The 14,567-nt window shown below is 38.7% G+C and carries 10 protein-coding genes; 2 read left to right on the top strand and 8 right to left on the bottom strand.

All coding sequences use genetic code 11. The features are described from left to right. Positions 1-20 precede the first annotated feature (20 nt). The 5 genes from PSF86_RS07100 to PSF86_RS07080 all read right to left on the bottom strand — a co-directional run bounded on the left by PSF86_RS07100 (position 21) and on the right by PSF86_RS07080 (position 4,842). Positions 21-665, bottom strand: a complete 645-nt coding sequence (locus tag PSF86_RS07100; RefSeq protein ID WP_277899361.1) for a response regulator — start codon at positions 663-665, stop codon at positions 21-23. Continuing rightward, entirely contained in the window at positions 652-1,449 is a 798-nt protein-coding gene (locus PSF86_RS07095) for a sensor histidine kinase (RefSeq protein ID WP_277899360.1), read from the bottom strand. The genes PSF86_RS07100 and PSF86_RS07095 overlap by 14 nt, the downstream gene beginning before the upstream one ends. 177 nt (positions 1,450-1,626) lie before the next feature. Continuing rightward, entirely contained in the window at positions 1,627-2,328 is a 702-nt protein-coding gene (locus PSF86_RS07090; RefSeq protein ID WP_277899359.1) for a hypothetical protein, read from the bottom strand. A gap of 9 nt (positions 2,329-2,337) precedes the next feature. After that, on the bottom strand, positions 2,338-2,727 hold the full coding sequence (locus PSF86_RS07085) for a hypothetical protein (RefSeq protein ID WP_277899358.1): 390 nt from the start codon (positions 2,725-2,727) through the stop codon (positions 2,338-2,340). Positions 2,728-2,943: 216 nt separating this feature from the next. Then, complete coding sequence (locus tag PSF86_RS07080) at positions 2,944-4,842, bottom strand: beta-N-acetylhexosaminidase (protein WP_277899357.1); 1,899 nt, start codon at positions 4,840-4,842, stop codon at positions 2,944-2,946. A 908-nt stretch (positions 4,843-5,750) separates the two neighbouring features. Between PSF86_RS07080 and rpsA the strand changes: the two genes are divergently transcribed. Beyond that, the gene (gene rpsA, locus PSF86_RS07075) at positions 5,751-7,574 is read left to right on the top strand and encodes a 30S ribosomal protein S1 (protein ID WP_277899356.1); all 1,824 of its coding nucleotides are present in this window, start codon (positions 5,751-5,753) and stop codon (positions 7,572-7,574) included. Positions 7,575-7,669: 95 nt separating this feature from the next. Here rpsA and PSF86_RS07070 read toward each other — a convergent pair whose 3' ends face one another. Further along, positions 7,670-8,992 carry a cryptochrome/photolyase family protein gene (locus tag PSF86_RS07070; RefSeq protein WP_277899355.1) on the bottom strand — a complete coding sequence of 441 codons (1,323 nt, stop codon included), beginning with the start codon at positions 8,990-8,992 and terminating at the stop codon, positions 7,670-7,672. A 148-nt stretch (positions 8,993-9,140) separates the two neighbouring features. Between PSF86_RS07070 and PSF86_RS07065 the strand changes: the two genes are divergently transcribed. After that, positions 9,141-9,986, top strand: a complete 846-nt coding sequence (locus tag PSF86_RS07065) for a DUF2911 domain-containing protein (RefSeq protein ID WP_277899354.1) — start codon at positions 9,141-9,143, stop codon at positions 9,984-9,986. Between the two features lie 235 nt (positions 9,987-10,221). On the opposite strand, the gene PSF86_RS07060 is transcribed toward PSF86_RS07065, so the two are convergent. Together PSF86_RS07060 and PSF86_RS07055 are read right to left on the bottom strand one after the other, a co-directional pair. Beyond that, positions 10,222-13,353: an efflux RND transporter permease subunit gene (locus tag PSF86_RS07060; RefSeq protein WP_277899353.1), complete on the bottom strand. Its 3,132-nt coding sequence runs from the start codon at positions 13,351-13,353 to the stop codon at positions 10,222-10,224. Beyond that, a complete protein-coding gene (locus tag PSF86_RS07055; protein WP_277899352.1) occupies positions 13,353-14,558 on the bottom strand; it encodes an efflux RND transporter periplasmic adaptor subunit in 1,206 nt (401 codons plus the stop codon). Before PSF86_RS07055 ends, PSF86_RS07060 begins: the two co-directional genes overlap by 1 nt. Between the last annotated feature and the right edge of the window lie 9 nt (positions 14,559-14,567).

Raw genomic sequence — 14,567 nt, 5'->3', positions numbered from 1 at the left:
CCCTCTTCGGGAGAAAGAGGTTACATCTCGATGTATTTGTTTTTAATGCCATAAAGTACAAGGCCTATGCGGCTTCTTACGTCAAGTTTTTCGAATAAACTTTCCCTATATCCATCAATGGTCTTGGGCGACAGGAACATTTCGGCAGCAATTTCTTTATAGGTCATTTCTGTACAGGCAAGTTTTAAAAACTCTATTTCCCTGTCTTTTAGTTGAATGCCATGATCGTCGTTTTGCTTTTTATCAATGGTATCGAGCAGTTTATTTGTAATCCTGTCGGAATAATAAAAACCCTTTTCAATAACATCGTTCAGGGCATTTTCAAAAATTTCGGGATGAATATCTTTTAGCAGGTATCCTTTGGCACCAAGGCGCAACATTTTAATAATGGTTTCTTCGCTATCGTCCATGGAAAGGGCAATGGCTTTTTGTGCAGGATGGTTTTCTTTTAGCCATTCCATGGTTTCTATGCCGTTCATTATTGGCATATTGATGTCTAATAATACAATATCGGGCATATCGTTTTCATTCAATGCTTCAATGAATTTTTGACCGTTCGTAGCATGAAGGGTTACATGATATTCATTAAATGAATCAATCAGGGAAGTTAGCGATTTAGCAAATAAAGAATGATCGTCTACAACTGCAATACTATACTTTTTCATTTTTGGTGGGCTTCGTTGGATACTTCAAAGTTACTGAAACTCCTTCATTTTTTCCAGTTTTAATTGAAAAATTTGCGCCTATCAATTCGGCTCGTTTCCGCATGTTTAGCAGGCCCGTGCCCTTTTTTTCAGCTTCAATATCAAAACCGATTCCGTTATCGGTTGCATTTACATACAGTTCATGTGATAAATATTTTACAATTATGGTAAGAAGTGAAGCTTTAGAATATTTTACAACGTTCGAAAAGCATTCCTGAAAAATCCTAAAGATAATGATTTCGTCTTTCTTGTTGATATCATAAGGAATTCCTTCAACATCGTACTCGATGCGTAAAAAATTGAGTCGCTTAAACCTATTTATTTCATTTTCCAGCGATTCCTGAAGACCGATATTCGAAACAAAGTCGGTGTTCAATGCATGAGAGAGCTGCCTGAGCTCCTTAAGTCCTTGCCCCAACACATTAGAGGCTTCTTCAAAAGATTTTTTTTGTTCGTCGGGAACGTCTGTTTTTAACATGTTCAGCTGCATTTTGGCTACAGAGAGCAATTGCCCGATATTGTCGTGCAGTTCCCAACTAATATTTTTAAAAGTCTGTTCCTGTATTTCCGTTTGCGCCTTTGCTAGCTCTTGCTCGAATTTTTGGCGTTCTTCGGCTTTTTCTATTAAAAGTTGTGTTTTTCGGCGTTGGTATGCCAAGAAAAAGCTTACAACAAATACAATAAGAATTACTATAAGAACACTTACATATACAATAAGACTTATAATTTCTTTTTCGTTTTCCATATAAATAAAAGAGCGCTGTAATTTCTAAAAAGGTACAAAAGCGCTACATAAGGTTAATCTAAAATTAATAGGGTCTTTACAAATTTAATTGAACTCGCCATTATTAAAAGGGCTATTTTCCCCTTTTTTAAAATTTAAACGGAATGCTTTTGTTATTTAGGGTACTTAACGGCTAGATTAACCATGCTTGATTTCTCTGGCATTTATTATAAAACCTGTAATAAAACTACCGTAAAGTATAAAATTCGAGAACAATAAGATGCTTAAATAGATTCCTTGATAGTTGTAAAATATCTTTGTGAACATCATGATAGGGATGGTAAGCAAATAATAAAAAAGGGAACCGGCCACCAACCAAAAGGAAAGTTCTTTATAGATTTTTAGAATTTTATTGGAATTAAAGACCTCTGTAAAATATAAAATAGTGGCGATTAATATAGCGATGGTCCCCGATATGCGTATTATCATCAAGTTTCTGGTGAAAAAGTCGGTTTTGTTCAACCATAAATCCAAAACTACTAAAAAACTGTACACTATAAATAAAAGGTAGATAATGGTTTGGTGCTTTTTTCTTTTGACCAATTCCTTGAAAAAGAACAAATAAAAATAAAAAGTTAGTATCCTGAATATGTTATAAATCCAACTATTTCTTTCAAATAACCTGTCCGGAAATATGCTTTTTGCAAAAATTGTTGTCCCCGATTGCGGATAATAATAGCAGTATACAATAAAAGAGCCTATTAATTCGGTAATTATAGTGGCTAAAAGTAAATACAAAAAATACCGATTGGGGGTATGTCGGTATTTCTTGTAAGTAATAAGTGCAATAATTGTTGTTAAAATAATTATTGCCGGGATAAAAGTTCTAGTAAACTGCATACATTTTTTTTAGCCTTTTGGCGGTGGCCAGTCGTTATAACCATCGTTATAAGAATCGACATCTTGGATCATTATGGGTTCGGCGGCTGCACTTTTTAGCGAAGCGGTTTCTGCTTTAGTCCCCGTTGGTTTTATAAAACCGGAAATATCGCCGTCTTTTTCGTCATCTTCATACATGCCAAGGGAAAAACGCAGGCCAAGGTCGGTATATCCTTTTTGCTTTGCTTCTTCTTTAAAATACTTGATGTATTCTTCCAATTCGTCTACAGACCACCAGAATTCGCATGAAAAATCTTTGCCAAACTCTTTTTTCAAAGCTTTCCGGATAGTTTTAGCAAACTTCTCCTCTAATTTTTGTGCCTTTTTTGGCGTGATACATTTTTTAGGTTTTTTTGCCATTTTTTGTTGGTTTATAATTAATTACATTTTAAGGCAAATGGTCTGCAAAGTCAGAAAAAACCTTACAAACCACTCACGTTTCAATGCCCTAAAATAAGTACTTTCTGTATCACTCCCTATAAAACGAGAATATTTTTGATGAAATGCTGTTAATTTCTGATATATCTATAAAAAATAACAGCGTCTAATTACTAAAACACAAATACTTCCGATGCCTTATTTTTTATAATACTCCAATAAATCGTTTAGTTTGGATGTGGAATCTTCCAGTCCACCAATACGGTTCCTCAACAGCCAATATTCCTGATGTTTATCAATTAAAGGCTGAAGTTCGTTAATAAGGGAATCTTTTTCATTTTGTGGAATGTTTTCAGTAGCATAACCATTGGCTTTTAGCCTTGCAATACCCAAATGGATACCGTGCTTGGCCAGGTTGGCAGCCTGTTCGGTTTCCTTTAGGATAATATCGGCATCTGGGGCGGTTGGTTTTCCTTGGTGCAATTCATCCAAGGCATCGTTAATTTCCTTTTCGGCAGCTTCCAAGCCCTGAATAGTGAGGTGTTTGGTCTGGTAATGCCCTTTCATGGTCCACATGTACCTTCTTAACATTAAATGAAAAGCATTTGCATTTCCGTTGGGAATATTGGCCTTTAAATAGGCATCACCGAGTTTTAAGATAGCTTTTCCGGTATTTCCGGTGGCATCCTCAAACACATAATGGTTTAGTTGAAACTCCAGATTGCCCAGTGTATCATCGGTATAATTCCAAGAATAGGCAGCGCCAACCAGTAAGGGCGCATAAGTAACCGAAAGTGGCTGAAAATGTCCATAATCGCCCCAATTGGTATTTAAATATCCCTTGGCATTGTTTTTTTGGCCTTGGACGGCCGCATTTTTTAGGTTTTCAAAAGCATTGTCGTTCCTTCCAATTTCCGAGCGCCATGTAGAAGTTCCGGGACATACATAAAAATCGATGCCTGCATTTTTAAATTTTGGCAAATTTTCGTCAAAAGGGTAGGAGGCACTATATCCCCAAACCAAAGCAGTCATGTTTTTAGGCAATTCATCAATTAATTCGGGATGGTTTAAAATAATATCGCCCCAAAATTGGGCTTCATAACCTTGCCTGTTCACCTCGTTGTTTAGTTTTTTCAGGTATTCCAGATAAACTTCGCCCTTGCCAATTTTTTCGCATGCTTCTTTAGACTTTCCCAAACATAATTCAACGGTTTCGTCCCCGCCTATATTGAAATAGTTGCTCGAAAAATTGGGCAATAATTCTTCATACAGGCTTTTCATCAATTCAAACGACCTTGGATCTACAGGGTTCAAACTTGTCCGCTTTCGGTTTCCCCAAATGGTCTTGCAGTCGGTAGGGCATTCGGCTAAATCTAAGTAAGTATCGTATTTCAACCAATTTTCCATATGCCCAAAAGAATTCTGATTGGGCACTAAGTCTATATGTTTTTTTTTGCAATAGGCATCTAGCTCCTTAATTTGCCCTGGCGTGAACGGACTTGCATTTTTCCATACTTCTTCATGGTTTTTGTATGCAAAGGTATGTTCTATGTAGAGTTGGAGTTCGTTGAGCTTCCAAGACGAAAACTTGTCTATTAATTGGTACATGGTTTCCATAGTAGGTACCTTGTCACGGCTTACATCCAGCATAACGCCACGTCTTTCAAAATTGGGCCAATCTGTTATTTTCAAGCACGGTACGGCTTTGTTTTCGGTAATGGCATACAATAATATTTGAAGCAGGGTTTGCTTGGCATAAAACAGCCCCGCGGGGTCATGGCCAATTAACTCAATGGTACTGGGTGTTATTTTTATGGAATATCCCTGTGGTTTTAGGGAAGTGGAGTCGATTTTTAAAACAATGTCGGCCTTTGGCGTGTTTGGTGTAGGAAACAGTTTTAATTCCCCATTAAAATCTTGGGTATTTAAAAAAGTAACAATATTGTTGATATATGCCGCATTTTGGAAAGAAAAGGAGTTGCAGGTATCAACAATTTCAATTTTTTGCGGGGGATTGATTAAATATTGTTTTAAATCCTGTCCCGATGCGCCCAAGTATATAAGGCTGAAAAAAAGTGTAAAGAATACCGATTTCATAAATATTAAAATTGTTAGAAAGGGCAATATACTAATTTTATGTTGTTACGGGGCTATGCTGTTATGATGTTGATAGTTACTCGTTGTTCGCATTTGTTGGCCTATTAACAATTAACCATTAACTATCGCAGTCACTTCGAGCGTAGGGAGAAGTCACATAATAATATAATGAGTCAATAAGTAAAAAAGGGAAGGTTTTTAGGTTTAGTATAGAGTACAGGGCGCAGAGTTCAAATTCACCTAACAAAGACCAAAGAGCAAGGTTTCAGGTTCATTTTCATGCCGTTATGTTGTTACGGAGCTTATGCTGTTACCAGTGGACTTGACTATTAACAATTAACAGTTAACCATTAACCATTAACAAATAACTAACTAGCACCTAATCCCTAATCCCTAATCCCTAATCCCTTTTCACTAATCCCTTTTCACTAATCCCTTTTCACTAATCCCTTTTCACTAATAACAATTAACCATTAACTATCGCAGTCACTTCGAGCGTAGGGAGAAGTCACATAATATAATGAGTTAATAAGTAAATAAGGGAAGGTTTTTTGGGGTTAGTGTAGAGTGCAGGGTTCAATGCTCAGGCGATTCTCCTTTGTCGAAGTGACTTGTCTTTGAATAAGAACTGTGGATTATTATTAGCACACAAACAATCATCAACGTAACAACATAACAACCAGCTCATTAACAGTTAACAATCAACTTTGTGCATGGAACCATGAACAGAAACCACAAATTCCTTCTAATTGTTTGTAAATCAAATATTATAGTTGTAAATTTGCACTCCTTTTTAGCAAAACCAAGAGGAAAAAGGGAAGAAAACTAAATATTTATATCAACACCTTCTGATGTTAATTATTGTTAACCTCTTGATTTAACACAGAATACAAATTTTATATCAGCACATGGCTGAAACTAAAGAAACACAAAAAGAGCAAGTAGCAGAAACAAAATCTGCTGAAGCAAAAACTGAAGTAAAAGAAACAATTTCTAAAGATGAGTTTCTTAAAAACTTTAACTGGCACAATTACGAAGAAGGAATTGACCAAGTTGAAGACGAAAAATTAAAAGAATTCGAAAACTTAGTTGAAGAGAACTTTGTTGACACAGCAGATGAGGAAGTTGTAGAAGGAACTGTGATTCACTTAACAGACAGAGAAGCGATTATCGACATCAACGCTAAATCTGAAGGTGTTATCTCTTTAAACGAGTTTCGTTACAACCCTAACCTAAAAGTAGGGGACAAAGTTGAAGTTTTAATCGACGTTCGCGAAGATAAAACAGGTCAATTGGTATTATCTCACCGTAAAGCCAGAACTATCAAGGCTTGGGATAGAGTTAATGCAGCTCACGATAAAGGTGAAATCGTTAATGGTTTTGTTAAGTGCAGAACTAAAGGAGGTATGATCGTTGACGTATTTGGTATCGAGGCGTTCTTGCCAGGTTCTCAAATTGATGTGAAACCTATCCGCGATTACGATGCATACGTTGGTAAAACAATGGAATTTAAGGTGGTTAAAATCAACCACGAATTCAAAAACGTTGTTGTTTCCCACAAAGCGCTTATCGAGGCCGATATCGAAGAACAGAAAAAAGAAATCATCGGGCAGCTTGAAAAAGGTCAAGTACTTGAAGGTACCGTTAAGAACATTACTTCTTACGGGGTATTCATCGACCTTGGCGGCGTAGATGGGCTTATCCATATTACAGACCTTTCTTGGTCGCGTATCAACCACCCGAACGAGGTTGTTGAACTAGATCAGAAATTAAATGTTGTAATCCTTGACTTTGACGATAACAAGTCTAGAATTCAATTAGGTCTTAAGCAATTACAGAAGCACCCATGGGAAGCTCTTGGTGAAGAAGTAAAAGTTGGTGATAAAGTTAAAGGCAAAGTAGTTGTTATTGCAGATTACGGAGCGTTTATTGAAGTAGCCGACGGTGTTGAAGGACTAATCCACGTTTCTGAAATGTCTTGGTCTACACACTTACGTTCTGCTCAAGATTTCGTAAACGTTGGAGACGAAGTAGAAGCTGTTGTTCTTACATTAGATAGAGAAGAGCGTAAAATGTCGCTTGGTATCAAGCAATTAACACCAGACCCATGGACAGATATCACTTCTAAATATCCTGTAGGTTCTAAGCACACAGGTATTGTACGTAACTTTACCAACTTTGGAGTATTTGTTGAATTGGAAGAAGGAATTGATGGATTAATTTACATTTCCGATCTTTCTTGGACCAAGAAAATCAAGCACCCATCCGAGTTTGTAAACGTTGGAGACAAACTAGAAGTTGAAGTTCTTGAATTGGATGTAGAAGGGCGTAAATTGAGCCTTGGACACAAGCAAACTACAGAAAACCCTTGGGATAAATACGAAGCAGAATTTGCCGAAGGTACGGTTCACACCGCTGAGATTTCTGAGATTGTCGACAAAGGCGCTACAATTGATTTCAACGAAGATATCGTTGCATTTGTACCTTCACGTCACTTAGAAAAAGAAGATGGCAAGAAATTGAAAAAAGGAGAATCAGCCGATTTCAAAATCATTGAATTCAATAAAGAGTTCAAAAGAGTTGTTGCTTCTCACACAGCTATCTTCAAGGAAGAAGAAGAGAAAAATGTTAAAGCTGCTGCCAAGCGTAGCAACCAAGCAGAGAAAACTACGCTTGGTGATGCAAATGCAGAGCTTCAAGCATTGAAAGATAAAATGGAAGGAAAAAAATAATTTCCAGATCATTTAAAAATTAAAACCACGCCAATGGCGTGGTTTTTTGTTTTTTTGAAAAAGGCCTTGGTGGAAAAGTTAAAATATCTATTGAATTATAAAGCAACAGCCTTTTTATATACCCTTAAACAACGTTCCCGGGCTTCTTTATGGTCTACAATAGGGTTTGGGTAGGTGAGTTCATCATAATCTTCCACCCATTTTTTTATATATTTTAAATCTTTATCAAACTTTTTTATTTGTGTAGTGGGGTTAAAAATCCTAAAGTATGGAGCCGCATCAACACCGCTTCCGGCTGCCCATTGCCAGTTACCAACATTGCTGGACATTTCGTAGTCCAATAGCTTTTCAGCAAAATAAGCCTCTCCCCAACGCCAGTCTATTAGCAAATGCTTGCATAAAAAACTGGCCACCACCATACGCACGCGGTTATGCATGTACCCGGTTTTGTTTAATTGACGCATGCCGGCATCAACCAGGGGGTAACCTGTATTCCCTTCGCACCATTTTTTAAATTCGGCTTCGTTGTTTCTCCATTTAATGCGGTCGTATTTCTTTTTAAAGCTGTTATGTACCGTTTCGGGAAAATGCCATAGCACCTGCATAAAAAACTCACGCCAAATCAGTTCGTTCAAAAAGACCTCATTCTTGGCTTTAACAGCATGCAGAACAACTGTTCGTAAGCCAATGGTTCCAAACCGTAAATGGGGACTAAGGCTGGTTGTGCCCTTTTGAGCTGGAAAATCCCTTGTTTTTTTATATGCATCCAGCGTTTCAGGAGACAAATCGTAATTTTTCACTTCAATTATAGAAGTTGTAAAACCTATATCGCTTATACTCAATTGAGGCAACCTCAAGTTTTTTATAAAATTATCGGCATGAGCAGTAGCATCAAATGTTTTTATTTTTGTTGCCCCGAACAAGGTTTTCCATTTTTTCATGTACGGGGTGTAAACTACATAGGGAGTGCCATCATCTTTCACGACTTCGTCTTTTTCAAAAATCACCTGATCTTTAAATGTTTTAAAATCAATCTTATAAGACTTCAAGAGATTATGTAGTTCTTGATCCCTTTTTTGGGCGTAAGGCTCATAATCTTGATTGGCATATACGGTATTTATGGAGTAAGTATCAATTAAACTTTTAAAAACTTCCTTTGGATTGCCATAAAATAAAGCCAGCGAACTATTATAATCTTTTTGGAGCATGGACCTTATTTCTTGTACTTTTTTAAAGATAAAGCTTACCCGCGCGTCGTTTTTGGGTAATTCAGTTAGAATATGGGGGTCAAAAATAAATATGGGAATAACGGGGTATTCGCTTTTTAGTGCTTCAAACAGCGCCTTGTTATCATTCAGTCTTAAATCCCTGCGGAACCAGAATATGTTATAATGTACTTTCACCTTACTTTTTTTCATATATAAAAATACTATTTTGTTTAAAAAAAATAAACACATATTAAACAAAATAATTATTTAGAAAAATCCTTTTTAAGGTTTTGTTAACAATTGAGAATTATCTTATGCGTAAATTCGTTAGCATCTAACTAATTAAATAATCAACCAAATGAAAAGATTAATTTTAGCTGTATGTGTTGCCTTTGTATCTTATTTAGCTGAAGCCCAGATACAAACCCCGCAACCAAGTCCGAAATCCAAATTAGAGCAAAAAGTAGGTTTGACAGACGTAACCGTAGAATATTCACGCCCTTCAATGCGAGAAAGGGTTATTTTTGGCGATCTGGTTCCTTACGGACAAGTGTGGAGAACTGGTGCAAACCAAAATACCATAATTACATTTAGCGATGATGTTAAGGTTGGCGGAACTCAATTGAAAAAAGGAAGTTATGCATTGTATACCAAACCCGGGCAAGACAATTGGGAAGTGTATTTTTATAACGATACCAATAATTGGGGAAATCCCGAAAAGTGGGATGAGAGCAAAGTAGTGGCCAAAGTTTCGGCTGAAGCTTATGAATTACCTTTTGATGTTGAAACTTTTACTATTGATGTAGATAACCTTACCAATAACGGAGCCAGCTTTGGAATTTTCTGGGAGAAAACATATGTGTCCGTTCCTTTTGAAGTGCCAACGGTTGAAAAAACACAGGCAAACATAGAAAAGGTGATGAACGGACCAAACGCAGGCGATTATTATGCAGCAGCGGTATATTATTTACAAGAAGACAAAGACTTGGACAAAGCCGAAGAATGGATAGATAAAGCGGTGTCCATGCAAAAAGAACCGCCTTTTTGGATGTTAAGGCAAAAATCGCTTATCCAAGCTAAAAACGGAGATACAAAAGGAGCTATTGAAACTGCAAAACAATCGATGGCCGCCGCCGAAAAGGCAGGGAATCAAGATTATGTAAAACTCAACCAAAAATCCTTGGAAGAGTGGGGGGCCATGTAATTCAAACTCGGCAATAAATACCTATAACATAATAATCTGAAAGAGGCTGTCTAAAAAGCCCTATTTAAACTTGTTTTGTCAGTCTGAGCTTGTCGAAGACTTGTTGACATTCAGTGAATTATGCTTCGACAGGCTCAGCATGATATCAGGATTTACAGCTTTTTAGACAGCTACTTTTTTTGTCAATTTCCTTTAAGATATACTGAATAAATTTCTGCGGAAGTCCATTCTTCATTCATTCTAAAACCGATTTGTCATGCCGGACGGTCCTTCCTTTTAGGTACATCAACCGAAGGTCTTCGAGGATTAGGTACAAGCAAGGAACAATTACCAAAATTATGGAAGTCGCAAAAATAATTCCAAAACCCAACGATATAGCCATAGGAATTAGGTAAAAAGCCTGACTGGAAGTTTCCAGGATGATGGGCGTTAGGCCGCCAAATGTTGTTAAGGTGGTCAACATGATGGGCCGAAACCTACGAAGTCCGGCTTCGTGTATGGATTCATAAATAGAATTGCCTTTTTTTCGTTGTATGTTTGCATAATCAATCATAATCAACGAATCGTTTACCACCACGCCCGAAAGTGCAATAACGCCCATTAAGCTCACCAAAGAAAGGTCGTAGCCCAATAAAATGTGCCCGATTACAGCGCCAACGATACCAAATGGAATAGCCATCATGACCACCAAAGGCTGTATATAGCTGCTAAAAGCTACGGCCAAAAGCGCATAGATAAGCATCATGGCAATAATAAAGCCGCTGCGCAATGTATTTGTAGATTCTCGCATGTCTGCCTGGCTTCCTTCAAAAGACCATGTAAGTCCGGGATAATCGGAACGTAATTGTGGCAATATTTCGCTGTTTATGCGGGCCATTACCCTTCCAACGCTATTGGCAGGCTCGGTATCCATACCTACGGTTACAACCCGTTTTCCATCCCTTCGGTTAATAGTGGTAAACGCTTCTTTTTGAGTTACTTCAACAATATCCAGCAAAGGGACTTCAATGCTGTCTTGTGTGCGAATAAGTAAGTTTTCCAGATGTTGAATGTCCTTACGTTCTTCAATAGGGAGCTTTACCCGTATTTCTACTTCGTTTATGGTACGCAATTGCCGCATTGATAAGGCACCAAAAAAGGCGTTTCGAACCTGGCGCCCTACTTCCGAAGATGTTAACCCTAAATTTCTTCCGGCGGGTAGCAGTTTAAAATCGTATTGTAGTTTTCCCTTATTGTAATTATCGCTTACGTCCCGGGTATTTTCAAATGCATTCATTTTTTCCACAAAAGCCTGACTGGCACGTTCCAGAACATCTATTTCAACATGGCTCAAATCAACGCTAATGGCTTGTTGTGCTCCGCCTGGGCCGCGTTCTGCCTCAAAAGTAATTTGGTCTACCCCGGTAATGTCGCCAATATTGTCACGCCACAACTCAATAACTTGCCCGGCTGTCATGTCTCTTTGGTCGGGGGGGAGCATAACAATTTCCACATCGATAAAGTTTTGGCCGCGCACATTGGTTTTTATTCCTTCGGCAACTTCGTATAAATTATGTTCATCAAACATGCGTTGGGTGGCCGCGGTAATTTCTTCGGCCACGGCTTCGGCTTGGTCTGGCGTAGTCCCTACGGGCAATCTTACCCCGGCTTCGATTTCATCGGCAGCTACTTCGGGCATCATGATCATTCCCATATGGTCGCTATATCCATAACCGCCAACCATGATGAGGATTGCAACGGCAATACACAATGTAATATATCTAAATTTCAAACATTTATCTAGAAATGGCCGGTAATACCTGTCGATTATGGTATTGAATCCATTGGCAAATTTTTCCTGCCAGTTTTCCAGTTTCAACAGCCATCCTTTTTTCTTTTTCTTTTTAAGATGTGCCAAATGGGAGGGAAGTATAAATAACGCTTCTACCAAAGAAACTGCCAGGATTACAATTACCACTGCCGGTAATGGCCACCAAAATTTTCCTGTTTCGCCGGGCATGAAAAGCAAGGGAACAAAAGCTATAATGGTAGTAATGATACTAAAAATAACGGGGTTTGATACATCTTTGGTGCCTTCAATGGCCGCTTGAATGGGGCTTAACCCACGTTGCCTGTACTCATATACGTTTTCCCCGACCACGATAGCGTCGTCTACAACAATTCCTAAAACAACAAGGAAGCCAAACATGGATATCATGTTGATGCTCACGCCAATGAGAGGTAAAAACAGCATTCCGCCAATAAAAGAAACCGTCATTCCAATCATTACCCAAAAGGCAAGTCGGTATTCCAAAAAGAGCCCCAAGATTATTAACACGATAAAAATGGCCATAATGCCGTTTTCGGTAAGCAGGGAAAGCCGTTCCCTGTAATCTTCGGCACGATTGGAGTCGATGCGATATTTTACCCCTGGCGGTAATTGAAACTCTTCCATGGTCTGCAATACCGTTTTTTCAATATCCAAGGGAGATTGGTCGCCTACGCGGAATATTTCCAAATCGATAGAAGCTGTTTGGTTGAACTGACCATGAAATCCGGTTTCTTCAAAACCATCGGTAATCGTGGCAATATCTGATAATTTTACCTGTGCCCCCGACCCGGAAGAGATAATTGTAATATCTCCAAATTCTTTTGCCCATTGTTTGCGTTCCTGCATCCGCAACAGGATTTCACCCGATTGTGTTTCTACGGCCCCGGCGGGCACATCTTCGCTACTATTGGCAATGATATTGGCTACTTGCCCTAATGTAAGTTGGTATTGTTGAAGGTTATGTCTCGATATTTCCACACGGGTTTCATATTCGGGCACATACCCCAATTCTACCTGAGTAATATTTGGATTGCTCAGAAAGCGGTTTCGAAGGCGTTCGGCCAATTTCCGTAAGTTCCAGAAATCAATATCGCCATACAAGGCTATTTGCATAACGTCACGCTGTTGGTCCTGCAAGGCAACTTCTGGCTGTTCAATATCATCGGGAAAAGTACGGATGCGGTTTACGGCCTGATCGATATCCTGAAACACTTTCATCCGGTCACTTCCTGCAATCAATTCTATTAAAATACTTCCCGAGCCTTCTTCAGCGGTTGAAGTAATTTCTTTAATACCTTGGATTCCGCGAACGGCTTCTTCTACTGGAAGTAATATTCCTTGTTCGACCTCTTCAGGAGCGGCTCCGGGATATACCACGTTAACTTCTACGAAATCTAATTGAAATTGTGGAAAAACTTCTTTTTGAATATTGAACATGGTCCAAATACCGGCACCAATAAGCACGATCATTAAAAGATTGGTAGCAATGGAATTACGTGCCATATAGGCAATGGCGCCTTCTTTTCGAGTTTCGCTATGTTCCTTATTTTCGGCCATTACTCTTTAACCTCTTGTTTGTTTTTGGTGGTTTGTGTAGAATCGGTTTCTGTACGTAACGGGATTCCCGTTGCTACCGTGCTTAAATTGGTGGTAACTACTTTTGCATTGTCTTCAATACCACTGTCTATATATGCATGTTCGACATCCGTTAGCACAATAGAGACATCCTTAATAACTAGTTTTCCGTCTTCCATAACCCACACAGTGTTGTTGTTCCGGATATAATCACGATCTACACGGGCAACATTCTGGACTGTTTTCCCTTCAATTTGAGCCTCGACAAAAGAACCGATAATTAATTTTTGGTTATTATCTTCCGGCATTTTATACGCTAACGGATCGGGAACACGAACGAGTACACGTGCCAGGCGGGTTTGGTTGTCCAGTGCTCCCACTTGTTTGTCTAAATAGCCAATTCTGTGTTCGTCCTCATCCCAAGCTGTGATATTTCTAATCTTGACCATTGCGCCATTTTCTTCTTCTGAACTGGGGAAAGAAAGCCATTTTAATTTTCCAAGTGGCACCGTAACTTCTACCCAATAATGCGCTGTTCCCACCAGACGCCCTAAATTATCGCCCGGTGCCACTTGAGAGCCTACCGTTGCATTCTGGTTGATGATATGTGCATCAAAAGGAGCGCGGAGTGTGCTCCGTTCTAAATTTAATTGTGCTTGGTCCACCGCAGCCTGTGCCGATATTACGGTTGCTTTTACGGCATTTAATTGCGGTTTTCTTAAAACAAGGTCTTGTTGGTCTTGAGAGAGCGTATCGCCTTCAATTAATTGCAGATCCTGTTGGGCAATAACCTGTCGGCCCATTTCTATTTCCAAGTTGGTTTTGGCCTGTAAAAGCTCGCTTTTTCTTAATTCCAAGGTGTTTTTATAATCGGCAGGGTCTATTTGCAACAAAACAGCTCCTTTTTTTATAAAACCACCAGGGGCAAATTTTGGGTCTCTTTTTATTACTTGGCCGCTAACCAACGGACTAATGATAACATCTTCTACTGGCCGAACGGTACCCGTTACTACAATTTTGGGCTTAAAGCTGCCTTTTTCAACTTCAACAACATGCACCAACATAGCCGTTTCTTTAACGGCGGCCTCACTTTTTGCCGTAGGTTCGGTAGCAAAAATAATTGCAGTAAATACAATGGCAACAAGTAAAATGCCCAAACATATAAAAACGACTTTTTTTCTGCTCATGGTTTCCGG

Origin of the sequence: Galbibacter pacificus, assembly GCF_029603165.1 — a bacterium.
Lineage (GTDB): Bacteria > Bacteroidota > Bacteroidia > Flavobacteriales > Flavobacteriaceae > Galbibacter > Galbibacter pacificus.
The sequence above is the reverse complement of the archived record's forward strand: the minus strand, read 5'-3'. Positions and strand labels throughout refer to the sequence as shown.